Source organism: Brevundimonas sp. 357, assembly GCF_003938605.1.
GTDB lineage: Bacteria > Pseudomonadota > Alphaproteobacteria > Caulobacterales > Caulobacteraceae > Brevundimonas.
In genome coordinates this window covers 24,482-46,966 of sequence record NZ_RHWX01000016.1, presented here as the reverse complement: position 1 = coordinate 46,966, position 22,485 = coordinate 24,482, and the positions used below count along the sequence as shown (strand labels likewise).

27 protein-coding genes are annotated in these 22,485 nt (G+C 65.9%); 15 read left to right on the top strand and 12 right to left on the bottom strand.

The features are described from left to right. Window positions 1-37 precede the first annotated feature (37 nt). The 3 genes from EGK63_RS13920 to EGK63_RS13910 form a co-directional block, all read right to left on the bottom strand. The gene (locus tag EGK63_RS13920; RefSeq protein ID WP_003164469.1) at window positions 38-244 is read right to left on the bottom strand and encodes a DUF3126 family protein; all 207 of its coding nucleotides are present in this window, start codon (window positions 242-244) and stop codon (window positions 38-40) included. Between the two features lie 117 nt (window positions 245-361). Then, the gene (cysE, locus tag EGK63_RS13915; RefSeq protein ID WP_125902001.1) at window positions 362-1,183 is read right to left on the bottom strand and encodes a serine O-acetyltransferase; all 822 of its coding nucleotides are present in this window, start codon (window positions 1,181-1,183) and stop codon (window positions 362-364) included. Between the two features lie 29 nt (window positions 1,184-1,212). Then, window positions 1,213-1,842: an NUDIX hydrolase gene (locus EGK63_RS13910; RefSeq protein ID WP_125902000.1), complete on the bottom strand. Its 630-nt coding sequence runs from the start codon at window positions 1,840-1,842 to the stop codon at window positions 1,213-1,215. A gap of 45 nt (window positions 1,843-1,887) precedes the next feature. Here EGK63_RS13910 and EGK63_RS13905 point away from each other — a divergent pair, with 45 nt between their 5' ends. Continuing rightward, window positions 1,888-2,490 carry a nitroreductase gene (locus tag EGK63_RS13905; protein WP_125901999.1) on the top strand — a complete coding sequence of 201 codons (603 nt, stop codon included), beginning with the start codon at window positions 1,888-1,890 and terminating at the stop codon, window positions 2,488-2,490. A gap of 33 nt (window positions 2,491-2,523) precedes the next feature. On the opposite strand, the gene EGK63_RS13900 is transcribed toward EGK63_RS13905, so the two are convergent. Continuing rightward, on the bottom strand, window positions 2,524-3,333 hold the full coding sequence (locus tag EGK63_RS13900) for a DUF817 domain-containing protein (protein WP_125902023.1): 810 nt from the start codon (window positions 3,331-3,333) through the stop codon (window positions 2,524-2,526). Between the two features lie 74 nt (window positions 3,334-3,407). Next, complete coding sequence (locus EGK63_RS13895) at window positions 3,408-4,013, bottom strand: hypothetical protein (protein WP_207896391.1); 606 nt, start codon at window positions 4,011-4,013, stop codon at window positions 3,408-3,410. Between the two features lie 213 nt (window positions 4,014-4,226). Here EGK63_RS13895 and EGK63_RS13890 point away from each other — a divergent pair, with 213 nt between their 5' ends. Next, the gene (locus tag EGK63_RS13890) at window positions 4,227-4,697 is read left to right on the top strand and encodes a hypothetical protein (RefSeq protein ID WP_125901997.1); all 471 of its coding nucleotides are present in this window, start codon (window positions 4,227-4,229) and stop codon (window positions 4,695-4,697) included. A gap of 65 nt (window positions 4,698-4,762) precedes the next feature. Here the strand turns inward: EGK63_RS13890 and queF are convergent, their stop codons facing one another. Beyond that, a complete protein-coding gene (gene queF, locus EGK63_RS13885; protein WP_125901996.1) occupies window positions 4,763-5,224 on the bottom strand; it encodes a preQ(1) synthase in 462 nt (153 codons plus the stop codon). A 214-nt stretch (window positions 5,225-5,438) separates the two neighbouring features. Between queF and EGK63_RS13880 the strand changes: the two genes are divergently transcribed. From EGK63_RS13880 to EGK63_RS13860, 5 genes are all read left to right on the top strand, one after another. Continuing rightward, window positions 5,439-6,146, top strand: a complete 708-nt coding sequence (locus EGK63_RS13880) for a TonB family protein (protein ID WP_125901995.1) — start codon at window positions 5,439-5,441, stop codon at window positions 6,144-6,146. A 185-nt stretch (window positions 6,147-6,331) separates the two neighbouring features. Beyond that, the gene (locus tag EGK63_RS13875; RefSeq protein ID WP_125901994.1) at window positions 6,332-7,258 is read left to right on the top strand and encodes a nitronate monooxygenase family protein; all 927 of its coding nucleotides are present in this window, start codon (window positions 6,332-6,334) and stop codon (window positions 7,256-7,258) included. Between the two features lie 36 nt (window positions 7,259-7,294). After that, window positions 7,295-8,002, top strand: a complete 708-nt coding sequence (locus EGK63_RS13870; protein ID WP_125901993.1) for a TorF family putative porin — start codon at window positions 7,295-7,297, stop codon at window positions 8,000-8,002. Window positions 8,003-8,132: 130 nt separating this feature from the next. Next, the gene (locus EGK63_RS13865; protein ID WP_234287830.1) at window positions 8,133-8,273 is read left to right on the top strand and encodes a hypothetical protein; all 141 of its coding nucleotides are present in this window, start codon (window positions 8,133-8,135) and stop codon (window positions 8,271-8,273) included. A gap of 169 nt (window positions 8,274-8,442) precedes the next feature. Beyond that, window positions 8,443-8,655, top strand: a complete 213-nt coding sequence (locus tag EGK63_RS13860) for a cold-shock protein (protein ID WP_003164457.1) — start codon at window positions 8,443-8,445, stop codon at window positions 8,653-8,655. A gap of 96 nt (window positions 8,656-8,751) precedes the next feature. Here EGK63_RS13860 and EGK63_RS13855 read toward each other — a convergent pair whose 3' ends face one another. Genes EGK63_RS13855 through EGK63_RS13845 form a run of 3 tightly spaced genes read right to left on the bottom strand, consistent with a single transcriptional unit; the run spans window position 8,752 to window position 12,617 of the window. Next, complete coding sequence (locus EGK63_RS13855) at window positions 8,752-9,990, bottom strand: mechanosensitive ion channel family protein (RefSeq protein WP_125901991.1); 1,239 nt, start codon at window positions 9,988-9,990, stop codon at window positions 8,752-8,754. 55 nt (window positions 9,991-10,045) lie between these two features. Beyond that, on the bottom strand, window positions 10,046-11,209 hold the full coding sequence (locus tag EGK63_RS13850) for a cystathionine gamma-synthase (protein ID WP_125901990.1): 1,164 nt from the start codon (window positions 11,207-11,209) through the stop codon (window positions 10,046-10,048). A gap of 4 nt (window positions 11,210-11,213) precedes the next feature. Then, window positions 11,214-12,617 carry a pyridoxal-phosphate dependent enzyme gene (locus EGK63_RS13845; protein ID WP_125901989.1) on the bottom strand — a complete coding sequence of 468 codons (1,404 nt, stop codon included), beginning with the start codon at window positions 12,615-12,617 and terminating at the stop codon, window positions 11,214-11,216. A 112-nt stretch (window positions 12,618-12,729) separates the two neighbouring features. Between EGK63_RS13845 and rnr the strand changes: the two genes are divergently transcribed. Genes rnr through EGK63_RS13830 form a run of 3 tightly spaced genes read left to right on the top strand, consistent with a single transcriptional unit; the run spans window position 12,730 to window position 16,164 of the window. Further along, window positions 12,730-15,045: a ribonuclease R gene (gene rnr / locus EGK63_RS13840; RefSeq protein ID WP_125901988.1), complete on the top strand. Its 2,316-nt coding sequence runs from the start codon at window positions 12,730-12,732 to the stop codon at window positions 15,043-15,045. Beyond that, window positions 15,042-15,749 (top strand): NUDIX hydrolase, encoded by a 708-nt coding sequence (locus EGK63_RS13835; protein WP_125901987.1) that lies wholly within the window; start codon window positions 15,042-15,044, stop codon window positions 15,747-15,749. Before rnr ends, EGK63_RS13835 begins: the two co-directional genes overlap by 4 nt. A 4-nt stretch (window positions 15,750-15,753) precedes the next feature. Next, entirely contained in the window at window positions 15,754-16,164 is a 411-nt protein-coding gene (locus EGK63_RS13830) for a DUF5990 family protein (RefSeq protein ID WP_125901986.1), read from the top strand. 4 nt (window positions 16,165-16,168) lie between these two features. Here EGK63_RS13830 and EGK63_RS13825 read toward each other — a convergent pair whose 3' ends face one another. Next, a complete protein-coding gene (locus tag EGK63_RS13825) occupies window positions 16,169-16,783 on the bottom strand; it encodes a hypothetical protein (protein WP_125901985.1) in 615 nt (204 codons plus the stop codon). 126 nt (window positions 16,784-16,909) lie between these two features. Here EGK63_RS13825 and rpmG point away from each other — a divergent pair, with 126 nt between their 5' ends. Then, on the top strand, window positions 16,910-17,077 hold the full coding sequence (gene rpmG / locus EGK63_RS13820) for a 50S ribosomal protein L33 (RefSeq protein WP_003164451.1): 168 nt from the start codon (window positions 16,910-16,912) through the stop codon (window positions 17,075-17,077). Between the two features lie 107 nt (window positions 17,078-17,184). Here rpmG and EGK63_RS13815 read toward each other — a convergent pair whose 3' ends face one another. Beyond that, window positions 17,185-18,546, bottom strand: coding sequence for a PleD family two-component system response regulator (locus EGK63_RS13815; protein ID WP_125901984.1), 1,362 nt, complete (start codon window positions 18,544-18,546; stop codon window positions 17,185-17,187). Window positions 18,547-18,549: 3 nt separating this feature from the next. Continuing rightward, entirely contained in the window at window positions 18,550-18,915 is a 366-nt protein-coding gene (locus tag EGK63_RS13810) for a response regulator (RefSeq protein ID WP_125901983.1), read from the bottom strand. Between the two features lie 126 nt (window positions 18,916-19,041). Here EGK63_RS13810 and EGK63_RS13805 point away from each other — a divergent pair, with 126 nt between their 5' ends. The 4 genes from EGK63_RS13805 (at window position 19,042) to EGK63_RS13790 (ending at window position 22,373) form a co-directional block, all read left to right on the top strand. Continuing rightward, the gene (locus tag EGK63_RS13805; RefSeq protein ID WP_371413029.1) at window positions 19,042-20,310 is read left to right on the top strand and encodes a DNA polymerase IV; all 1,269 of its coding nucleotides are present in this window, start codon (window positions 19,042-19,044) and stop codon (window positions 20,308-20,310) included. 54 nt (window positions 20,311-20,364) lie between these two features. Further along, entirely contained in the window at window positions 20,365-20,823 is a 459-nt protein-coding gene (locus tag EGK63_RS13800) for a RidA family protein (protein ID WP_125901981.1), read from the top strand. Then, window positions 20,820-21,965, top strand: coding sequence for a GNAT family N-acetyltransferase (locus EGK63_RS13795; RefSeq protein WP_125901980.1), 1,146 nt, complete (start codon window positions 20,820-20,822; stop codon window positions 21,963-21,965). Before EGK63_RS13800 ends, EGK63_RS13795 begins: the two co-directional genes overlap by 4 nt. A gap of 102 nt (window positions 21,966-22,067) precedes the next feature. Continuing rightward, window positions 22,068-22,373, top strand: a complete 306-nt coding sequence (locus tag EGK63_RS13790) for a CsbD family protein (protein WP_125901979.1) — start codon at window positions 22,068-22,070, stop codon at window positions 22,371-22,373. The last annotated feature ends 112 nt before the right edge of the window (window positions 22,374-22,485 follow it).

The following is a 22,485-nucleotide window of genomic DNA, read 5'->3' as shown; positions in this document are numbered from 1 at the left end:
CTCTCCGGCCTTCTTCAATTCTCATGGCTGAGACGGCTTATTCCGGCAGGTCTTCCGCCAGGATGGCCATTTCGAACATGAAGGAGCCGGCTTCGTCCTCATCTTCGAACACCACGCCGATGAACTCGTCATCGACATAGACTTCGGCGGAATCGGCGACCTTGCGGGCCTTCACCTTGATGCCGCCGTGGTTGAAGGTGCGCTTCAGGTGCGTCTCGACGCGCTTCAGATCGTTCTCGGTCACGGGGTCAGCCTCGCTTTGGCGCCGGGAGGGGCGCATGTCGTTGGCTGCGGACCCTAGAGAAGCCTCCCCGGATTGGGAAGCCCGCGCGTCAGGCGTCCACAGGCGCAGCAGCCGCCGTCAGATCACGAAGTCATAGACGATGTCGGACAGCGTATGGTCCATGGTCCGCGCAGGCGTGGCGTCGGTCGGGCAGTTGACCAGCCTTGCAGGCACCCCCGCCACGGTGCAGCCCGCCGGCACCGGCTTCAGCACCACCGAACCCGACGCCACCTTGGCGTAGTCGCCGACCGTGATGTTGCCCAGCACCTTGGCCCCCGCGCCCAGCAGGACGCCGCGCCCGATCTTCGGATGGCGGTCGCCGCGCTCGGCCCCGGTCCCGCCCAGGGTCACGGCGTGCAGCATGGACACCTCGTCGCCCACCACCGCCGTCTCGCCGATGACGATGCCCGTGCCGTGGTCCAGAAAGACGCCCGAGCCGATCCGCGCCGCCGGGTGGATGTCCAGCTGGAACAGCTCCGAAATCCGGCTCTGGAAATGGAAGGCCAGGGTGTCGCGGTCGTGCTCCCACAGCCAGTGCGCCACGCGCCAGGCCTGCAGCGCCTGGAACCCCTTGAAATACATGAAGGGCTGCAACAGCGACCGGATCGCCGGATCGCGCTCCTGCACCGCCTTCAGGTCCGCCTCGGCGGCGGCGACGATGCCCGGATCGGCGGCGAAGGCCGACAGAGCCACCTCGCGCACCGTCATGGCCCCCAGTTCCGCATCGCCCAGCTTGCGCGCGATCTGGAAGCTCAGCGCCCCGGCGAAATCCTCGTGCGCCAGGACGACGGCGTTCAGCTGCGACGCCAGGCGCGGCTCCTCGCGCGCAGCGTCTTCGGCGGCGGCGCGCAACTGCGCCCACAGGTCCGGCTGCTTCGGCACGACTTCCAGCTTGGCCATCAGGCTTCCTTCGAATTCAGGCGGCGATCCTACGCGCCCAGCATGGCGCGCGCCAGCGCGGCCGGCAGTTCGCCCTCCCGCGCCATATGGTAGGCGCGGTACGCCGTCGCCACCGTCAGCCCGTCGCGCACCGCCCCTCGCGCGATCTCGGCCATCAGATCGCGGAACGGCACGCGCGCCGTCAGAAAGACCTCCGTCTCGTCCGGCGCCGTCTCGGTCTCGCTCAAACCCCAGGCCACCCAGGCCATCGCCCGCTCGTCGGTGATGGAGTTGGACAGGTCCAGGTCCAGCGCCCCGCGCCAGTGCTGCGCCGTCAGCCCCGCCTCCTCGGCCAGTTCGCGCTTCACGGCCTCGAACGGATCCTCGCCCTCCGGCGCCCCGCCCTCGGGCATCTCCCACGAATAGCGCATCAGGGCGAAGCGGTGCTGCCCGACCAGACTGACCGTCCCGTCGTCATGCAGCGGCAGCACGCCCGTCCCTACATTCTTCGGCCGCACGACCACATAGTCGGCGTCAGCCCCCGTCGGCGCGATCGCCGGGTGGCGCGTCACCCGCATCCACGGCGTGTCGACCAGGACGCTGCTCCCCAGGCTGCGCCACGGCGGCGTGTCCGGCAGGCCCTCGGCCCAGCGAGGCTTGATGTCGCGGATCTGACTCATGCCCCTGCTATGGCGCAGCGCGTCCCGAAAGCCTAGCTATCGGCCATGAGCCAGTCAGACCTCGCTTCCGCCCTGCCCCTGCCCGTCCGTTCGGACGAGCTGCTGTCGCGCCTGGCCGTGCGCCGCTCGGCCCCGGCCCAGTCGCTGGCCCTGCCCGGCCCCTCGGACGCCGAGATCGAGCAGATGCTGCTGCTGGGCGCCCGCACGCCGGACCACGGCAAGCTGTTTCCCTGGCGCTTCGTCATCCTGGGTCCGCGCAGCCGCGCCGAGCTGTCCGAGGCCCTGGCCGTCCTGGGCGAGGCGCAGGCCCGCACCGGCAAGGAGATCGCCGCCCTGGCCAAGCTGGCCAACCCGCCGCTGACCGTGATGGTCGTCTCGACCCCGATCCAGGGCCACAAGGTGCCGGTCTGGGAGCAACAGCTGTCCGCCGGCGCCGTCTGCATGAACCTGGAGCACGCGGCGAACGCCCTGGGCTATTCGGCCAGTTGGATCACCGACTGGTATTCCTACGACCCCGCCGCCGTCGCCCTGTTCGGCGTCGAGGACGGCGAGAGCATCGCCGGCTTCATCCACGTCGGCTCCCTGTCCGAGCCCCCGCTGGAGCGCCCCCGCCCGAACCTGGAGCACAAGGTGACGGCGCGCCCGTAACGCGCCCTTCTCCCCTTGTGGGAGAAGGACGCCCTACCTCGGCTCCTCCTCCGGCCGGTGCACGATCGACACCAGCACCACCGAGATGATCATCAGCAAGAACCACGCCCCCAGCTTGTTCAGGCTGACCATCTCCCATCCGCCCTCCTGCCCCGGATAGACCCAGGCCCGCGCGAACGTCCCCAGGTTCTCCGCGAACCAGATGAACAGCGCCACCAGCCCATAGCCCAGCAGCAGCGGCATCGACCGCCGCGTCCGGTCGGCGGTGAAGTAGAACCAGCCCCGCATAAACAGCAGCCCCGTCGCCGCGAACAGCGCCAGCCGAATGTCCGGCAGCCAGTGATGCGCAAAGAAGTTGACGTAGATCGCCGCCGCCAGCACCCACGTCGTCCACAGCGGCGGATAGTGCCTCACCCGGATATGGAAGATGCGCTGCACCCGCGCGATATAGCTGCCCACCGCCGCATACATGAAGCCCGAGAACAGCGGCACGGCGCCGATCCTCAGCACCGACTCTTCCGGATAGATCCACGACCCGTGATAGGTCTTGAACAGCTCCATGATCGTCCCGGCGACATGGAACAGGAAGATGACCCGCGCCTCCTCCCAGCTCTCCAGCCGGAAGGCCAGCATCGCCGCCTGTATCCCCAGCGCCCCCAGCACCAGAAAGTCATAACGCGCCAGCGGCGCTTCCTCAGGCCAGAACAGAAACGTCCCCAGAATCAGCGCCAGCATCGCCCCGCCGAACAGACACGCCCACCCCTGCTTCAGCCCGAACCACAGGAACTCATAGGCGTAACGGCGAAGACGCGAGCGGTCGGCCCACGCCTCGGCGCGCGTCATCAGGCGACGGCCCCAGGATTCGAGCGGGAGGCGGGAAGAAGACACGCTGGACAAACTAACGATGCAAATCGACGTTAGGCAGCTCGGCTGGTTTGCGCAGCAATGAGCATTTCTTCCGTTGTGCGCACAGCAAAGTACGCCGCCTCAGTGGTGTGTTTGTGCGTGCGGTTAAAGCACTTGCCGCTTACGGTATCGATCAGCGCGAAGCGCCACGCTGCGTATTCCTCCTTTTGAAGCCCGAGCTCCAAAAGGTGGACTCCGATTCCAGCGACTTGGGCCGTAAGTCGAACATCTTTAAACATCCACGGCACATAGGCGGTAGTTATGCCCTTTCGCTCCAAGGCAAACACTGGCTTTAGGGTGATCGTGAGTTCCCCACAGGGGCCGGTAAGCTCTCCCGCAGGCGGCTGCTTAGACAAACCTGGATGGGCAATTTTCCAATCATAGAGCGTTTTCAACGCGTCTTGATTGTCTCGTCTTTGATGGTCGCGCTTGATAGACGCCATCACCTCGGACACGGCTTGGTCGAAGGATAAATCCTCACCGAACATCCTCGCGGCAGCGAGCTTGGCCGCCCAATGATAGTCTTGGCCGCCAGGATCGGTGGCATATTTAGCAAGCCGCATTGTTCTCGAGACGGAATCAATGCAATCACCCAATAAGAAAGCTACCAGACCCATGCGTGTCATTTGTCGCTCCTGAAACGGCAACTGCTGATCAAGCACCGATTCGAAAAGCTTAACAAGAGCTAAACGCGCGCAGCAATTTTGGGTCGCTCCGTTCTCTCCCCTTGCGAGTTCCGACGCTTAGCGGCAGCAGCTCGATGCCGCATTGAGATCGGCACTGTCCGATCCCGGATGAGCCTATAAGTCACGCCCGACTATGAGACTGTTATGACGGATCATTCGACTACGGCCAATTACGCAAACCGCGACGAGGCTATTGCAGATGACGTTCGCCAAAAATGGATCTCTACTCTGGCCGTTGGAAATGGAGCCGCGCTCTTCCTGCTCTTCACAGAGACCATAAAGGATGGAGCCTTGCTCGCACCTCCCGTGTCTTTGAGCGCAGGCTGGCTCTTTTTCGTAGGCCTCATCGCCTCATCATTCGCTTTCCTATGTTTAAGCGCTTCGCATAGGCAATCCGAAATTTATTGGCGCTTGTCCCATGCGAAATCTCAATGGGACGACCTCAAAGAGGTTGAGAAAGCCAAAGCGCTTGAGCCTGACATTAGCAATTCTGACAAACTAGGAAACAAGATGGACAATATCGCCACTTGGTCAGCCATTGCAGCATCGGTCATGTTCATCTGCGGGGTTGGAACGCCACTCTCCTACCTCACCTTCCTCACTCTGACCGCTTGATAGCTTGAAGCCTACTTAGCAACTACGCCCGCCTACGATAGTCCATAGGCGAGCCAGATGCCCCCTCACCCCCGACCACGATAGGTCGCCACGCCCTGATCCGGCAGCCACACGCCCTCCAGCGGCGCGCCCGTCTGCCAGAAGACGTCGATGGGGATGCCGCCGCGCGGATACCAATAGCCGCCGATGCGCAGCCATTTCGGTTGCAGCAGGTCGGCCAGGCGCTTGCCGATGGCGACGGTGCAGTCCTCGTGGAAGGCGCCGTGGTTGCGGAAGCTGGTCAGGTACAGCTTCAGGCTCTTGCTCTCGACCAGCCAGTCGCCCGGCACATAGTCGATGACGATGTGGGCGAAGTCGGGCTGGCCCGTCACCGGGCACAGGCTGGTGAACTCCGGCGCGGTGAAGCGCGCCACATAGAGGGTGTCGGCGTGCGGATTGGGCACGCGCTCCAGCACCGCCTCTTCCGGGTTGGTCGGGGCGGCGGTCTGGACGCCGAGCTGGCTGAGGCTGTCGGTATAGTGGGTCATGCCCGCCATTTAGGCGTTCGCCCCGCCAAAGAAAACGCCGCTCCCTCCGCAATCGGCCATCCCCCTGTCGCAGCTGTGCTAGACTGCCCTGCGGCCGAGGGGAGAGCGGCCGTCCGGCGCCGGGGGATTTCAGACGATTCAGACGAATTGGACTCTGTTTTTCTGGGCGGCGCCCACCCCACGCCTGCCCGCCGCCTTTTTTTCAGGAGCATCCGTGATCTTTTCCGCCCGACCTGGCCCCGCCCTGCTCGTCCTCCTGATCGCTTCAGGCATCACCGCCCTGCCGTCTGCGGCCTCGGCTCAGGATGCCGACGACGCCTTGCCGCCGCCGCGTTGGAGCGCCCCGCCGCAACCTCATGCCGATGACTTCCCTGAAGCGGCGCTGCAGGCGGGGGCCAGCGGAGCCGCCGTCATCGCCTGCGACGCCGCGTCGGACGGGGCGCCTGTCGACTGCGAAGTCCTGTCCGAAGACCCTCAGGGCATGGGTTTTGGTCAGGCGGCCCTCGGCATCGTGCAACGCGGACGCGTCGCCTCCGTAGCCGGTGTTGACGGCGCTGCTGCTGCGTCTCGCCGTTTCGCCGTTCGGGTGCCGTTCAATCTTGACGCCGAGCCGACGCAGGCATCGGCTCAAGCGCCGATCAACGTTGAGGCGCGATGGCTGACGCCGCCCCGTCCGACAGCATCGGACTATCCGCAACGGGCGGTCGATCGCGGCCTTTCGGGCGGCGCCGCCGTTCGTTGTGAAGTGGCGCTGTCAGGCAAGCCGACCAACTGCGCCGTTGTCGCCGAAGTTCCTCCCGGCAGCGGATTCGGAGAAGCGGCCGTCAAAATCGTCCGTCGGGGACGGTTGAACCCCGCGACGATCCGGCCGGAAGAAGTCGGGTCCGCCTTCGTCGTCACCGTGCCTTTCAGCATCCACTGACCAAGCCGCTCCGCTCGACAAAGAGGAGTGAATACGCCGGAGCGATTTCAGACGATTCAGACGAATTGGACTCTGTTTTTTCCTTCTCCCCACAAAGGATGAAGGGCGCTGGAGCGCATTGCCTTCCCCGACGACACCCGGTTAGCGTGGCTTAAAACAACGCGTTCCTTCAGGAGAGACGACCCGTGGCCATTCCCGCTTCCCTGCAGTCCGGCCTGAAGCTGCCGGTGATCGCCTCGCCCATGTTCCTGGTGTCCGGGCCGGACCTGGTGGTCGAGGCCTGCAATGCGGGCGTGATCGGCACCTTTCCCTCGCTGAACCAGCGCACGACCGAGGGCTATCGGGAGTGGCTGCACGAGATCAAGTCGCGGCTGAAGCCCGACGCCGCCCCCTTCGGCGTCAACCACATCATCCACCCGACCAACTCGCGCCTGATGGCCGACATGATGGTCTCGGTCGAGGAGAAGGTGCCGCTGATCATCACCTCGCTCGGCGCCGTGCGCGACGTGGTGGATGCGGTGCACGGCTATGGCGGCGTGGTCTTCCACGACATCGCCAATGTGCGTCATGCGCGGAAGGCGGCCGAGGCGGGCGTCGACGGCCTGATCCTGGTCGCCAACGGCGCGGGCGGGCACGCCGGCGTCGTGAACCCCTTCGCCCTGATCAACGAAGTGCGCGGCTTCTATGACGGGACCATCATCCTGGCGGGCGCCCTGTCGACCGGTCAGGACGTGGCGGCGGCGCTGATGATGGGGGCCGACTTCGCCTATATGGGCACCCGCTTCATCGCCACGACCGAGAGCGCGGCCCAGCCCCACTACAAGGATCTGATCGTCCAGTCGGGCTCGGCGGACATCACCTATACGCCCGCCGTCTCCGGCATTCCGGCCAATTTCCTGACCCCCTCCCTGGTCGAGAACAAGATCGACCCGAAGTCCCTGCCCGAGCACAAGCTGGACATGGGCGAGGAGGCCAAGGCCTGGAAGACCATCTGGTCGGCGGGCCAGGGTTCGGGCGCCATCCACGACGTGCCGACCACGGCTCAGCTTGTCGCTCGGCTGACGGACGAGTTTTCGCAAGCCTGTGATAAATTCGACAAGAAGCGCCTCTAGGAAGCGCCCTCGACATTCCCCTATCGAGGCCGATTCATGCGCATCCTGACGACCGCCCTGAAGACGACCGTCTTGGCGACCGCCCCGCTCCTGATCCTGGCCTCGACGGCCGCACAGGCGCAGGACATGCCCGGCCGCTGGAGCTTCAGCGCCGGCGCCGCCAGCGACAACCGCTCCAAGGACGCCTCCAAGTCGGACGGCGACGCCTTCGTCTGGGGCGCGGCGGAATGGGAAAGCGAAAGCGGCCTCTTCTACGTCAGCCCCGCCGCCGAAACGATCAAGAGCGGCGGCTCGGAGCTGGAGCTGGAGCTGACCGGCGGCGTGCGCCCGCAGTGGGCCGGCTTCGATTTCGACCTGAACGTCGCGCACAAGTGGCGGGTGGACGCTGACCCCGGCTATGACGCCAACGCCTGGGAGTTCACGGCCGACATGAAGCGGTCAATCGGTCCGGCCAGCGCGCGCCTGCGGCTGCAACACTCGCCCGACGGCGCCGGATCGGTCGAGGCCTGGACCTGGGTCGCCCTGCGCGGCGGCTGGGACTTCACCGACAAACTGAACGTCTCGGCCGAGGTCGGCCGCCGCGAGCAGGACAACAGCGTCGACTACACCGGCTACAACATCGGCGCGACCTACGCCCTGACGCCCAAGCTGGAGGCCGAACTGCGCTGGCACGGCACCAACGCCAAGGTTCCGGGCGAGCAGTACGCCGACGCCCTGGTCGCCGGGATCAGCGTCTACTTCTGACCGACGCGCCGCCGTTTCAGGCGCACGGTTTCATCTTTCGCCCGAAAGGGCCTAGGTTGCGGTCATGACTTTTCGACCGACGACTTTGGAACGTGCGTACCAACTGGCCGAAAGCGGATCCTGCCGGACGGTGGGCGATGTCAAACAGGCCCTGAAGCTGGAGGGCTATGAGCGGATCCAGGATGCGCTCTACGGCTCGACCATCACCTCGGCCCTGCGTAAGCTGTGTCAGGAGCACTGGGTGTCGCCGCCGGAAACGGCCGAGCCCTGACGCACCGGCTCTTGCATTAGGGCACCGGAGGGTCCACCCTAAAGGGGTCGATCTCTCTGCGTAACGCTCTGCCTTCTGCCCCGCGCACCGAGGTCTAAGCCGATCCATACAGACCCGACAGGTCTTCAGGGACGTTCTCTGAGGCCAACTTCTAGCGGAGGTCCTGAAAATGGCTACCGGCACTGTTAAATGGTTCAACTCCACCAAGGGCTACGGCTTCATCCAGCCGGACGACGGCGGCAAGGACGTCTTCGTCCACATCTCGGCTGTTGAGCAAGCCGGCCTGCGCGGCCTGGACGAAAACCAAAAGGTTTCCTACGAAATCGAGCGCGACCGTCGCTCGGGCAAGGAATCGGCTGGTCAACTGAAGACCGAAGGCTGATCCGGCTCCATCGCCAGCCGCGTCAGCAATGACGGGCCGACGATGACAGGATTTAAAGCGCGCAGGGGTCGCCCTCTGCGCGCTTTTCTTTTGCCCCTAGGCCGCCAGCGAGGGCCGCCGCAGCTGAACGAAGTCCGCCCCGCTGGGCGACTGGAACAGGCGCAGATCGAACTCGGGTAGGATCGCCAGCAGGTGATCGAAGATGTCCGCCTGGATCGCCTCATACTCGGCCCAGGCCACGGTGGCGGTGAAGGCGTAGATCTCCAGCGGCAGCCCTGTCTCCGTCGGCTGCATCTGGCGCACCAGCAGCGTCATGTCCTGACGGATGCGCGGATGGTTCTCCAGATAGTTCTGCACATAGGCGCGGAAGGCGCCGATGTTGGTCGAACGCCGCATATTGACCGGATCGCGTCCAGCCTCGACCAGCTTGGCGTTCCAGTCCGCCATTTCGGCGCTCTTGTCGGCCAGGTAGTCGTCGATCAGCAGGAAGCGCCGCATCCGCTCGCGCTCGGCCTCGGCCAGGAAGCGCGCGCTGGTCTGGTCGATCAGCAGCGACCGCTTGATGCGGCGCCCGCCGCTGTCCTGCATCCCGCGCCAGTTGCGGTAGGACTCGCTGATCAGCCGCCAGGTCGGGATGGTGGTGATGGTCTTGTCCCAGTTCTGGACCTTCACCGTGTGCAGAGCGATGTCGATGACGTCGCCGTCGGCGTTGACCTGGGGCATCTCAATCCAGTCGCCGACGCGCAGCATGTCGTTGGAGTTCAACTGAACCGACGCCACCAGCGACAGGATGGTGTCCTTGAACACCAGCATCAGCACCGCCGCCAGCGCGCCCAGCCCCGATAGCAACAGCAGCGGCGACCGGTCGATCAGGGCCGCGATCACCAGAATGGTGGCGATGGCATAGATGACGATCTTCAGAACTTGCAGATAGCCCTTGATGCTGCGGCGATGGGCGCGCGGCGAGCGGGCGTAGAGGGCGTTGGCCATATCCAGCCCAGCCCCGATGCCGATTGCCACGGCCACGATCATGAAGGCCCCGGCCACGTTCTGGACCAGGGTGACGAAGCCGGGCGCCAGATGCGGCACGCCGCTGATCCCCTGATGGATGATGACGGCCGGAACGACGCGGGTGAAGCTGCGCACCACGGGCTGCAACAAGGTGTCGAGATCATGCACCGCCCGACCGACGATCCGCAGGATCAACCGGGTCAGGATGCGGCGGACCACAAAGTCCGCGATAAAGGCGACTAGGACGAGAAGACAGAGCCCGATCAGCATCTCCGCGATCGGGAACTCCGCCAGGCGATCACGCATGGCGATGAAATCAAACATGAGCCCAGCCTAGGCAGGCCTGCCGGGGATTTGAACCCCGGCGCGTCAATCGGCGTCAGCCGATGGCCTGGTCCAGGTCGGCGATCAGGTCGTCGATGTCCTCGACCCCGACCGACAGGCGGATCAGGTTGTCGGTGACGCCGCCCGCTTCACGCACCTCTTTCGGCACGGATGCGTGGGTCATGATGGCCGGGTGGTTCACCAGACTTTCGACGCCGCCCAGCGATTCCGCCAGGGTGAAGACCTGCACCCGCTCCAGCACCCGTTTCGTGCGCTCCAGGTCGCCGTCGATCAGCACCGTGACCATGCCGCCGAAGCGGCCGTTCATCTGGCGCGCGGCCAATTCGTGCTGCGGGTGGCTGACCAGGCCCGGATAAATGACCTTGGCGACCCCTGCCCGGTCTTCCAGCCAACGGGCCACCGCCAAGGCGTTCTCATTGTGCGCCTTCATGCGCAGGCCCAGGGTCTTCAGCCCCCGGTTGGCCAGGAAGGCGTCGAACGGCCCCATGACGCCGCCGATCGAGTTCTGCAGGAACTTCAGCTGGGCCGCCATCTCGGCGTCCTTGGCCACCAGAACCCCGCCGACGATGTCGGAGTGTCCGTTCAGATATTTGGTCGCCGAGTGCATGACCACGTCGGCGCCCAGGGCCAGCGGCTGCTGGCTCCACGGGGTGGCGAAGGTGTTGTCGACCACCAGGATCAGCTTGTGCGCCTTGGCGATCTTCGACAGGGCCTCGATATCGGCCAGTTTCATCAGCGGATTGGTCGGCGTCTCGACCCACAGCATCCGCGTCTTGTCGGTGATCGCCGCCTCGACCGACGCCAGGTCGGTCAGGTCGATATAGCTGAAGTCCAGCCCCATCGAGCGACGGCGCACCCGCTCGAACAGCCGCCACGAGCCGCCGTACAGGTCGTCGCCGGTAATGATGTGCGCCCCGGCGTCCAGCAGCTCCAGCGCCGTCGAGGTCGCCGCCATGCCCGAGCCGAAGCCGAAGGCCTGAACCCCGCCTTCCAGGTCGGCGATGCAGGCCTCGAACGCCTCGCGCGTCGGGTTCTTGCCGCGAGCATACTCATAGCCCTTGTTCACGCCGGGGCTTTCCTGGGCGTAGGTCGAGGTGGCGTAGATCGGCGTCATCACCGCGCCCGTCGTCGGGTCCGGCTGCTGGCCCGCATGGATGGCGCGGGTCGAAAAGCCCTGGCAGTTCTTCAGTTCAGACATAGGCTTACCGGTTCAGGCTGAGGTGGTTGATCAGGTCGGTGCGGGTGATCAGGCCGACGAAGGTCTCGCCGTCCAGCACGATGGCGACGCGGTCGCGGTCGAAGACCGGGATCAGGGCGTCCAGCGACTCCGTCACCTGAAGCGTGTCCAGATCGCGAGTCATGGCCGAGGCGACCGGCTTGGCGAAGCGCTCCTGACGGGTGATGTCGTCGGTGTTCATGATGTGGACGATGTCGCTTTCATCCAGAATGCCGACCAGACGGCCGTCCTGAATGACCGGCAGTTGCGACAGGCCGTCGCCGCGCATCCGCTTGAACGCCGTGTCCAGGGTGTCTTCCGGCCCGATCACCACCACGTCGCCGGCGGCGTATTTGCGATTGATCAGGTCCGACAGGTCGCCGTGCAGTTCGCGCTCGGCCAGGCCCTGATCGGCCAGCCAGGCGTCGTTGTAGACCTTGGACAGGTATTTGGCGCCGGTGTCGCAGACGAAGGTCACGACCCGCTTCGGCTCGGTCTGCTCGCGGCACCAGCGCAGGGCCGTGGCGATCAGGGTGCCGGACGACGATCCCGCCAGAATGCCTTCCTTCAGCAGCAGTTCGCGCACCGTGGCGATCGCCTCGGCGTCGGGGATGGAATAGGCCACGTCGATCAGGTCTGCATCGGCCGTGTCGGGCATGAAGTTCTGGCCGATGCCTTCGACCGTATAGCTGCCGTCAGGTCCAGCCACGCCCTCATTGATCAGGCCCGCCAGCGCCGAGCCGACCGGGTCGGCGAGGATGATCCTGGCCTTGGAGCCCTGCGCTTTGAAATAGCGGGCGTTGCCCGTGATCGTGCCGCCCGAGCCGATACCGGCGACGAAGGCGTCGATGTCGCCCTCCATCTGCTCGAAGATCTCCGGGCCGGTCGTCTTGAAGTGGGCCTCGGAGTTGGCGTCGTTGGCGAACTGGTTGACGAAATAGCCGCCCGGAATCTGCTGGGCCAGGCGCTCGGCCATGTCGGTGTAGTATTCCGGGTGGCCGTGCGGCACGTCCGAGCGGGTCAGGCGCACGTCGGCGCCCATGGCGCGCAGGTGCTGGATCTTCTCCTTCGACATCTTGTCGGGGATGACCAGCAGGACGTTGTAGCCCTTCTGCTTGCCGACCAGGGTCAGGGCCAGGCCGGTGTTGCCCGCCGTGGCCTCGACGATGGTGCCGCCCGGCTTCAGCCAGCCCTGCTTTTCCGCCGCCTCGATCATCGACAGGGCGATGCGGTCCTTGATGGAGCCGCCGGGATTCTGGCTTTCCAGCTTCAGGAACAGACGGCAGGGGCCGGTGTCGATCCGCGTCACCTCGACCATCGGCGTCTTGCCGATCAGGTCCAGCAGCGACCCCACGGGGCGGGACAGGACGGGATTGTCGGTCATCGACATGAAAGCAGGCTCCGTTGCACGGGTTTCAGGGGGAAGCTGGGCGTCGCGACCCTCGCGGTCAACTCATGCAAGTTTTCACCTTTTCGCCGCGAAGCGCGTTAGAAAGGGCGCAATGGTCAAGACACCGAAACGCCCCGCTGCGGGCCTGCCCGACAAAGAATCCCTAATCGCCTTCCTGCGCGAGGCCGGAGAGGCTGAAAAGGCCGACATCGCCCGCGCCTTCGGCCTGAAAGGCGCCGAGCGCCGCGCCTTGCGCGACATGCTGAAGGAACTGGAGGCCGAGGGCCGCCTGGGCAAGCGCGGCCGCAAGGGCTTTTCCGAAGCCGGCGCCCTGCCCCCCGTCGGCGTGGTCGATGTCGTGGATCGCGACGCCGACGGCGAGTTGTATGTCGAACTGGTCAAGAGCAGCGAGGACGCGCCGCGCGCCGTCCTGATGCCCGACCGCGAAGGGCGCGGCCCGGCGCCCGGCATGGGCGACCGCCTGCTGGTCAAGTTCAGCCGAGGTGTCGAAGGCTGGGAGGCGCGCCTGGTCAAGCGGCTGGACGCCGGAACCAACCGCGTGCTGGGCGTCATCCGCAAGTCAGCGCGCGAGACTCGGGTCGAGCCGGTCGACAAGCGCTCCAAGGACGTTCTGCTGGTGCCCGCAGCCCAGGCGACAAATCTGCGCGACGGCGACCTGGTGCTGGCCGCCGTCGAGAAGGGCGAGCATCGCTACGGCCCCAAGCGCGGCAAAATCCTGGAGAACATCGGCCGCGAGGACGACCCGCGCGCCGCCTCCATCATCGCCATCCACGCCCACGGCGTGCCGACCGGCTTCTCCGAGGCCGTGGAGCGCGAGGCCGAGGAACAGGCTGTCCCGACGCTGAAGGGGCGCGAAGACCTGCGCCACGTGCCCTTCATCACCATCGACCCCGCCGACGCGCGCGACCACGACGACGCCGTCTATGCCGAGCGCGACGAAGACCCGACCAATGCGGGCGGCTGGATCGTCTGGGTCGCCATCGCCGACGTCGCCGCCTATGTGCGCCCCAATACGGCGCTGGACCGCGAGGCGCGGGCCAAGGGCAACTCGACCTACTTCCCCGACCGGGTCGAGCCGATGCTGCCCGAGGTGCTGTCCAACGGCCTGTGCAGCCTGAAGCAGGGCGAGAACCGCGCCTGCATGGCCGTGCGCATGGTCTTCGACAAGGATGGCAGGAAGACCGGGCACAAGTTCACACGCGGCCTGATGCGTTCGCATGCTAAGCTGTCCTACGAACAGGCGCAATCCGCCATAGACGGCCTGCTGGACGACGCCACCGGGCCGATCATGGAGGCGATCCTCTATCCGCTGTGGAACGCCTACCGCACCATGTTGAAGGGCCGCGAGCGCCGCAGCCCCCTGGCCATCGAAAGCCCCGAGCGCCGCATCATCATGTCGCCCGACGGCGGCATCGCCGGCATCGAGCCGCGCAAGTCGCTGGAAGCCCACCGCCTGATCGAAGAGATGATGATCCAGGCCAACGTCTGCGCCGCCGAGACGCTGGAGAAGACGCACACGCCGCTGATCTATCGCGTCCACGACACGCCCAGCCAAGAGAAGATCTTCAACCTGGCCGACTTCCTGCACACCATCGGCAAGCCGTGGAACAAGGGCGAGGCGCCGAACACCAAGCGCTTCAACAAGCTGCTGGAGGAAACCCGCGACACCCCGCACGCCGAGGTCGTCAACGAAGTCGTCCTGCGCACCCAGATGCAGGCCATCTACAGCCCCGAGAACGTCGGCCACTTCGGTCTGCATCTGGACCGCTACGCCCACTTCACCTCGCCCATCCGGCGCTATTCCGACCTGATCGTCCATCGCGGGCTGATCCGGGGGTTGAAGCTGGGATCGGACGGCCTGACCGACCGCGAGATCGCCGAACTGGGCGGCATCGCCGATCATGTCACCGAGACCGAGCGCCGCTCCATGGCCGCCGAGCGCGACGCCATGGACCGCTACATCGCCGCCTTCCTGGAAGAGCACGTCGGCGCGACCTTCACCGGCCGCATCACCGGCGTCACCCGCTTCGGCCTGTTCATCCGGCTGGACGAGACGGGCGCCGACGGCCTGGTGCCGGTTTCAACGCTGGGCGACGAATATTTCACCCACGACGACCGCGCCCACGCCCTGGTCGGCGAGCGCAGCGGCAAGCGGTTCCCGCTGGGCCGCCGCGTCGAGGTGCGGCTGATGGAGGCCACCCCCGTCACCGGCGGTCTGGTGCTGGAAATGCTGTCCGAACCGGACCCGCGCGATCCCAACGCCCCGGCCCCGCGCTACGGCATGCGCGGACGCGGTGGAGACGGCCCGCCCAAGCGCGGCAAAGGCCGCCCCGGCGGTCCCAAGCCCCGCAACGGCGCCAAGCCCTCCGGCGGCCTGAAAGGCGTCCGAAAGGGCAAGCGGCGGTGAAGCCCCTCCCCTTCGACGCAGCCCAAGACCTGGCCGACGCGCCCCGTGTCGGCGGCGCCCAACGCCCCAAGGACGCGGCGACCCTGATCCTGACCCGCGACGCCAAGCGCCCCGAGGTGCTGATGGGCCGCCGGGCGCCGGGCCATGTCTTCATGGCGTCGAAGTGGGTGTTTCCGGGCGGCCGCATCGAACGGGCGGATTTCAACGCCGCCGACGACGGCGCCCTGTCGCATGACGCCGCGCGACGATTGCAAGCGGAAATGCCCGCCCGCCGCGCCCGCGCCCTGGCCCTGGCCGCCGTACGCGAGACCTTTGAGGAAACCGGCCTGATCCTGGGCCGCGCCGCACCGACCGCCTCGGTCGCCGGACCGTGGCGAGAGTATCGTCAGGCGGGCGCCCTGCCCGATCTGTCGGTTCTGTCCTATGTGGCGCGCGCCATCACCCCGCCGGGCCGCACGCGCCGCTTCGACGCCCGCTTCTTCATGGCCCCGGTCGAGGCCCTGCGCGATCCCGACCGCATCGAAGGCTCAGGCGAACTGGACGAGATCGCCTGGATTCCGCTGGACGAAGCGCGAGGGTTGGACCTGCCCGCCATCACCCGCTTCGTGCTGGGCGAAGTCGCCGAACGGCTGGAGACGCCGCAGCGCCCCCTGCCCTTCGTGCATATGGTGCGCGGCCGCCACGTCATCGACCATCAGGACTGAACCGATGGGCCAGCAGCCGATCACCCTGCGCCTGACTATCGCCGATCCCATGCCCGGCGTCCGCTACAGCCTTCAGGACAAGGACGGGCCTGTCGGCGCCGTCACGGCCGGCGAAGCGCCTCTGTCTTTGGATGTGACCGTGCTGCTCAAAGACGACGATCGACTGACTGGTCCGTTTGTCCGCCGCGAGGGCGCCGAACGACGCTTCGTCTACATCGGCATCGGCAAGCACGCAGGCGACGCCGACAGCGCCTGGGATCGGCGCGCCAAGATCGACGTGCACGACATTCCCATCGACCTGCTGGCCCTGGCGCGCGCCGGGCAGGTGCTTGAGGCGCGCCTTCCCGGCCGAGGACGTGACGGCGGCCCGGCTTGCGCCACCGTCAGGCCCCTGGCCGCATGGACTGCGCTTTAGCGGCCTATTCGGCGACCGGCTTGGTCAGGTCGAAATCAACCTGGAAATGGCGGTTCGGCCGGCGCAGTTCATAGGTAAACGTCTTGCCGGGATGAACCTCCATCGCCCAGACGTTGGTCGTCGAGACCGAGGCGTCCTGTGCGTTGAACAGGTCGATGGATTCCTGATCCACCGGGAATTCCTGACGCTCGGCCGTGCCTTCGTTCTTCGTATCGCCGCCGTACCAGTGCAGCGGATCGGTCTTGCCGTCCGGCTGGCGGTGATCGTGTTTCAGGCGCAGGCCCGATTCGGTGCGGGTCACGACCCAGGTGCGCGAGCGGTCTTCGCCGACCCAGAAGGGAATGCGAATCTCATCCTTCGAGCAGTCGCGCACATGCATCAGCAGGCGTTTGCCGACGAAGTCCGAGTCGGCGGCCTCGGTCGTGACGACCTTGCCCTCGAAGCGCTGGCCGCACAGTTCGGTCAGATTGGCGAAGAAGGCGTCCTGGGCCGTGGCCGGGGCTGCATCGGCCGTTGCGGCGGGCGTCGCAGGCTCGGATGAGCAGGCGGACAGGGTCAATCCAACCGCAATGGCGGCGACGGACAGGGCGCGGGCAGGCTTGAAGTGGGGCGTTTTCATGTCGAAACACTAGCGCTTCTGCGGCGCCGCTCAACGCGACATCGAAACCGTTGACTTTGGGCCCGTCCTGAGTATGTTCCGCGCCTCTCGTTTCATGCGGCTTTCGCCGTCGCAAAGGTACTTCCGATGGCCAAACCGGCTTCCATCAAGATCCGCCTGAACTCCACCGCCGACACCGGCTTCTTCTACGTCACCAAGAAGAACGCCCGTACGATGACCGAGAAAATGGTTGTCAAGAAGTACGACCCGGTCGTCCGCAAGCACGTCGAGTTCAAGGAAGGCAAGATCAAGTAAGGGCCAACGCGCCTCGGGCCTCTCGGTCCGCTTGATTGCTGGAAATGAAAAACGCCCGGTCCGCCGACCGGGCGTTTTTCTTCGTTTCAAACGACGTCTGCAACCGTTCAGGCCGCGCGCGCGACGACGCGGTTGCGCCCTTGGGCCTTGGCCTCATAGACGCCCTCGTCCGCGCGCTTGAGCAAGGCTTCCGGCGTGTCGTAGACGCCCACTGTAGCGGCCACGCCAACCGAGACAGTAACGCCTAGAAGATCGCCGCCGGCAATCCGGAACGGCGCAGCGCCCACGTCACGGCGAATACGCTCCGCAATGCGATGAGCGGCTTCCAGAGTGGTTCCAGGCATGACGACCACGAATTCCTCGCCGCCGAACCGGCAAGGCAGATCGACAGCGCGCACATTTGTCGCCAGCCGGACCGAGAACTCGCGCAGAACCTCGTCTCCGACATCATGGCCGAAGGTGTCGTTCACCGCCTTGAAGTGATCGATGTCCAGCACCAGCACGGCCACAGGATCGCCGCCCCGCGTGGCGCGCGCCACCAGAGCCTGAATCTGACTGTTCATATAGCGACGATTATGCAGACCCGTCAGCGGGTCGGTAATCGCCATCTCCAGATTATAGTCCAGCTTTTCACGCAGGAAATCGCCGTAGCGTTTGCGCTTCACCTGGGTGCGGACCCTCGCGGACATCTCTTCAGGATCGACTGGACGGGCCAGGATGTCATGCGCCCCAAGGTCCAGCGCCTTCAGCAAGCGCGGTCGGTCATGCGTGTCGATCAGGGCCAGGATCGGAATGCGCCGCGTCGCCTCCTTGGATCGCAACTGGGCGATGAGGCGCAGACCATCGAACCCTTCGGATGAGACATTGACGATGACCAGATCGACCGGTCCCCGCGCAGCGTCCAACCCGCCCTCAAGAGTGATCTCCACTGTCGGACGGTGCTCGACCGACAGCTCGCGCGCGATCATCTCGGCCTGAAGTTCATTGTCATCAACGACCAGTACACGGCCGCCTGAGCCCTTGAGGCGAGCCACGTGGCCCGTGTCCATGCCAACGCGGCGACTGCTCTCCTCGCGCTCGCGCAGTTCGTCCATGACCATCTTGAGGCGCGTCAGGCTCTTGACCCGCGCCATCAGGATGACGTCGTTCAGAGGCTTGGACAGGAAGTCGTCAGCGCCGGCCTCTAGCCCACGAATGCGATCATGACGACCGTCGAGGGCGGTCACCAGCACCACAGGAATATGGCGCATCTCTTCGGCGGCCTTGAGCCGGCGGCAGGTCTCGAACCCGTCCATGCCCGGCATCATGACGTCCAGCAGAATCAGATCCGGTTGCTCATCCCGGGCCAGACGCAGGCACGAAGCTCCGTCGCCGCACGTCAGGACGTCGTAATACTCAAGAGTCAGCTTGGCTTCGAGCAGGCGGACATTCGCCTCGACATCATCCACCACCAGGATTCGTGCGCTCATCGCCTACCCCAGGTGTTTCCGCACCGTTTCAAGGAAGGAGACGACCGAGATCGGCTTGGAAATGTAGGCCTCGCAGCCCCCCTGACGAATACGTTCCTCATCACCCTTCATAGCAAAGGCTGTAACGGCGATGACAGGAATATGGTTCAGCTCATCGTCATCCTTGAGCCACTTTGTGACTTCCAGGCCGGAGATCTCCGGGAGTTGAATATCCATCAGGATCAGGTCGGGACGATGCTCGCGCGCCAAGGCCAGCGCCTGCAAGCCCTCGCGGGTCTGCAGGGTCTGATACCCCTGAGAATCGAGCAGATCATGAAACAGCTTCATGTTCAGCTCATTATCCTCGACGATGAGGACCTTCTTCGACATCCGTCACCCGGCTGTTTCGCCAAAAAATCGCGCCTGTGCGCAGGGCTTTTCGCCTTCTTCGGGTGCACTCTCGCCCACGCAGTCTTAAGTTGGGGTGAAGCTGAAGAACCGGAGTCATCCTTGAACCTGAAGGCCGTCTGCCGCGACTGCCTGTGGACCGGCGACCGCAAGGTCGCGCGATGTCCCGCCTGCGCGTCGCGCCGGGTGATCGCCCATGACGAACTGGGCGACCTGCACATCGCCCACCTGGACTGCGACGCCTTCTACGCCTCGGTCGAGAAACGCGACCGGCCGGAACTGCGCGATAAGCCGGTGATCGTCGGCGGCGGCAAGCGCGGGGTGGTCTCCACCGCCTGCTATGTGGCGCGGCTGTATGGCGTCGGCTCCGCCATGCCGATGTTCAAGGCGCTGAAGGCCTGTCCCGACGCCGTGGTCATCAAGCCGGACTTCCGCAAATATGTGGCCGAGAGCGAGCGCATCTTCGGCGCCGTCCATCGCCTGACGCCGCTGGTCCAGACCCTGTCGCTGGACGAGGCCTGGATCGACCTGAAGGGCACCGAACGGCTGAACGGCGGCCCGCCCGCCTTCCAGTTGGCGCGTCTGCAGAAATGGATCGAGGACGAGACGGGCCTCAGCGTCTCCATCGGCCTGGCGCCCAATCGCTTCCTGGCCAAGATCGCGTCGGAGCTGGACAAGCCGCGCGGCTTCTCCGTCATCGGCGTCGCCGAGGCCCGAGGCCTGTTGGCGCCCCGGCCCGTGACCACCCTGCCCGGCGTCGGGCCGGTGTTCGGCCGCACCCTGCGCTCGGACGGCTTCGCCACCATCGGCGATTTGGCCGCCGCCGAGGTGAAGGATCTGGTCCGGCGCTATGGCGAGACGGGCCTGCGCCTGCACGACCTCAGCCACGCGCGCGACAGCCGCCCGGTGAACCCGGATCACGACCGGCGCGGCATGAGCGCCGAGACCACCTTCAACGACGACCTGACCACGGCCGAGGCGCTGGAGGCCGAACTGTGGCCCCTGTGCGAGAAGCTGGCCTCCAAGGCCCGCCGCGACGGCGTGGCCAGCCGGGTCGTGGTGCTGAAGCTGCGCAAGACGGACTTCAAGATCGTCACCCGCCGCATCACCCTGGCCGAGCCGGTGCAGACGGCGCGCGCCCTGTTCGCCGCCGGACGCGACCTGCTGAAACCGGAACTGGGCGTGCCCTACCGGCTGATCGGCATCGGCATGGCCGACATCGCCGATGCTCAGGACGCGCCCGCCGGCCTGTTCGCCACGGCCGAAACCCGCGCCCTGAAGACCGAGACCGCCATCGACGCCCTGCGCGACAAGTTCGGAGCCGCCGCCGTGGTGGCCGGTCGCTCGTTGAAGCGACCAAATGAACGCCCCGGATGACGCGGCCGCCGCGCCGCGCTAAACCCCCTCCACACTTTCATACGGAGTCGCCCCATGAGCATCCACGCCCGCATCGCTGAACTCGGCATCACCCTGCCCGAGCCCGCCAAGCCGGTCGCCAGCTATGTCTCCTACGTCCGCTCAGGCGAGCAGATTTTCATCTCGGGCCAGCTGTCGAACGACGCCGGCGGCGGCATCAAGGGCACCGTCGGCGTGGACGTGACCCCGGAGCAGGCCGCTGAGGCCGCCCGCCTGTGCGGCATCAACCTGCTGGCCCAGATCAACGCCGCCGTCGACGGCGACCTGGATCGCGTGGTCCGCATCGTCAAGCTGGGCGGCTTCGTCCAGGCCGGGCCGGACTTCGAGGCCATCCCCGGCGTGATCAACGGCTGCTCGGACCTGATGGTCCAGGTCTTCGGCGACGCGGGCAAGCACTCGCGCTCGGCCGTCGGCGTCTACAAGCTGCCGCTCGGCTTCGCCGTCGAAGTGGACGCCATCATCGAGGTGAAGTGAGCTTCACCCTTCAGGTAAACGACCGGATCGCCGCTATCGGCCGGGACGCATGGGACGCCTGTGCGGCCCCAAGCGGCGATCCTTTCGTCTCCTACGACTTCCTCAACGCCTGCGAGACGTCCGGCAGCGCCGTCCCGTCAGAGGGCTGGGCGGCGCGCCATCTGTCCCTGCATGATGAAGACGGCGCCGTGATCGGCGTCATGCCCCTTTATCTGAAGGGCCACAGCCAGGGCGAATACGTCTTCGACCACAGCTGGGCCGACGCCTATGAGCGCGCGGGCGGGCGTTACTATCCAAAACTGCTGGGCGCCGTGCCCTTCACCCCCGCGAGCGGCCCGCGCTTCCTGAGCACGCCGGGTACAGACGCCGCCACGGTGCGCGAGGCCCTGCTGCAAGGCGCGCTGACGCTTACCCAGCGGCTTGGCGTCTCGTCCCTGCACGTCAACTTCCCGCTTGAGGCCGAATGGCGCGCCATGACCGAGGCAGGCCTGCTGCCGCGCCGGGACATCCAATTCATCTGGCGCAACGACGGCTATCGGAGCTTCGACGACTTCCTGGCCGCCCTGTCGTCCAACCGGCGCAAGACCATCCGGCGCGAGCGGCGCGAGGCGCAGGCCGATCTCGACATCCGCGTCCTGACCGGGGCGCAGATCACGCAGGCGCACTGGGACGCCTTCTTCGCCTTCTACATGGACACCGGCGACCGCAAATGGGGGCGGCCCTATCTGACGCGCGACTTCTTCGCTCGCGTCGGCGCCGGCATGGCCGACCGCATCGCCCTGGTCATGGCGTTCGAGGGCGAGACGCCGGTGGCGGGCGCGCTGAACTTCATCGGCCGCGAAGCGCTTTACGGCCGTCAGTGGGGGACGCTGGTCGACCGGCCCTTCCTGCATTTCGAGCTGTGCTATTATCAGGCCATCGACTTCGCCATCGCGCGCGGCCTGTCGCGGGTCGAGGCGGGCGCGCAGGGGGATCACAAGATCGCGCGCGGCTACCTGCCCTCCCCCGTCTATTCGGCGCACTTCATCGCTGATCCCGCGCTGCGCGATCCAGTCGGCCGCTACCTAGAACAGGAGCGCCCAGCGGTCGAGATGGAGATGCACGCGATGACGGCGGAGTTGTCGCCCTATCGCCAGGGCTGATCTTCAGGGCTGACATTTCGTCGCTAGGGGGCGTCCGGCCAGGAACCCTCGGGGGCCGGATGCGCTTGGGGTGTGAGTCTCCTCCTCAACACAGGGATCAACATGACTGACCAACGTATCGAAGGCGTCGCGACTGAACTGAAGGGCAAGGCCCAGAACGGCTTGGGTCGGCTGACCGGCGACAGCAAGCTTCAGGTCGAAGGCAAGATGAAAGAGGTGAAGGGCAAGGCGCTGGACGCCTATGGCCGCGTCATCGACGGCCTGGACGGCATGGTGGACAAGGCCCCCGCCGACCTGCGCGATCCCGCTCGCAAGGGCTTGGACTTCGCCCGCCGCAAACCACTGCTGACCACCGGCATCATCGCCGGCGCGGCGGTGCTGCTCGGCGCCCTGGGTCGCAAACGCTGATATCAAGGCCTTCTCCCCTTGTGGAAGAAGGTGGCTCGCGAAGCGAGACGGATGAGGGGTTGCGGGACGACAAATCCCGCAACCCCTTTTTCACGTCGCAAGACCCCTCATC

Bases quoted from the DNA above. Each gene is read 5' to 3' on its own strand.
- EGK63_RS13845 (WP_125901989.1), bottom strand. From the start codon at position 12,617: ATGTCGATGACCGACAATCCCGTCCTGTCCCGCCCCGTGGGGTCGCTG.
- queF (WP_125901996.1), bottom strand. From the start codon at position 5,224: ATGACCCACTATACCGACAGCCTCAGCCAGCTCGGCGTCCAGACCGCC.
- EGK63_RS13900 (WP_125902023.1), bottom strand. From the start codon at position 3,333: ATGACGCGCGCCGAGGCGTGGGCCGACCGCTCGCGTCTTCGCCGTTAC.
- EGK63_RS13790 (WP_125901979.1), top strand. From the start codon at position 22,068: ATGACTGACCAACGTATCGAAGGCGTCGCGACTGAACTGAAGGGCAAG.
- EGK63_RS13895 (WP_207896391.1), bottom strand. From the start codon at position 4,013: ATGGGTCTGGTAGCTTTCTTATTGGGTGATTGCATTGATTCCGTCTCG.
- EGK63_RS13815 (WP_125901984.1), bottom strand. From the start codon at position 18,546: ATGAGCGCACGAATCCTGGTGGTGGATGATGTCGAGGCGAATGTCCGC.
- EGK63_RS13830 (WP_125901986.1), top strand. From the start codon at position 15,754: ATGGGCCAGCAGCCGATCACCCTGCGCCTGACTATCGCCGATCCCATG.
- EGK63_RS13860 (WP_003164457.1), top strand. From the start codon at position 8,443: ATGGCTACCGGCACTGTTAAATGGTTCAACTCCACCAAGGGCTACGGC.
- EGK63_RS13810 (WP_125901983.1), bottom strand. From the start codon at position 18,915: ATGTCGAAGAAGGTCCTCATCGTCGAGGATAATGAGCTGAACATGAAG.
- EGK63_RS13855 (WP_125901991.1), bottom strand. From the start codon at position 9,990: ATGTTTGATTTCATCGCCATGCGTGATCGCCTGGCGGAGTTCCCGATC.
- EGK63_RS13800 (WP_125901981.1), top strand. From the start codon at position 20,365: ATGAGCATCCACGCCCGCATCGCTGAACTCGGCATCACCCTGCCCGAG.
- EGK63_RS13850 (WP_125901990.1), bottom strand. From the start codon at position 11,209: ATGTCTGAACTGAAGAACTGCCAGGGCTTTTCGACCCGCGCCATCCAT.
- EGK63_RS13825 (WP_125901985.1), bottom strand. From the start codon at position 16,783: ATGAAAACGCCCCACTTCAAGCCTGCCCGCGCCCTGTCCGTCGCCGCC.
- EGK63_RS13870 (WP_125901993.1), top strand. From the start codon at position 7,295: ATGCGCATCCTGACGACCGCCCTGAAGACGACCGTCTTGGCGACCGCC.
- rnr (WP_125901988.1), top strand. From the start codon at position 12,730: ATGGTCAAGACACCGAAACGCCCCGCTGCGGGCCTGCCCGACAAAGAA.
- EGK63_RS13910 (WP_125902000.1), bottom strand. From the start codon at position 1,842: ATGAGTCAGATCCGCGACATCAAGCCTCGCTGGGCCGAGGGCCTGCCG.
- EGK63_RS13890 (WP_125901997.1), top strand. From the start codon at position 4,227: ATGACGGATCATTCGACTACGGCCAATTACGCAAACCGCGACGAGGCT.
- cysE (WP_125902001.1), bottom strand. From the start codon at position 1,183: ATGGCCAAGCTGGAAGTCGTGCCGAAGCAGCCGGACCTGTGGGCGCAG.
- rpmG (WP_003164451.1), top strand. From the start codon at position 16,910: ATGGCCAAACCGGCTTCCATCAAGATCCGCCTGAACTCCACCGCCGAC.
- EGK63_RS13905 (WP_125901999.1), top strand. From the start codon at position 1,888: ATGAGCCAGTCAGACCTCGCTTCCGCCCTGCCCCTGCCCGTCCGTTCG.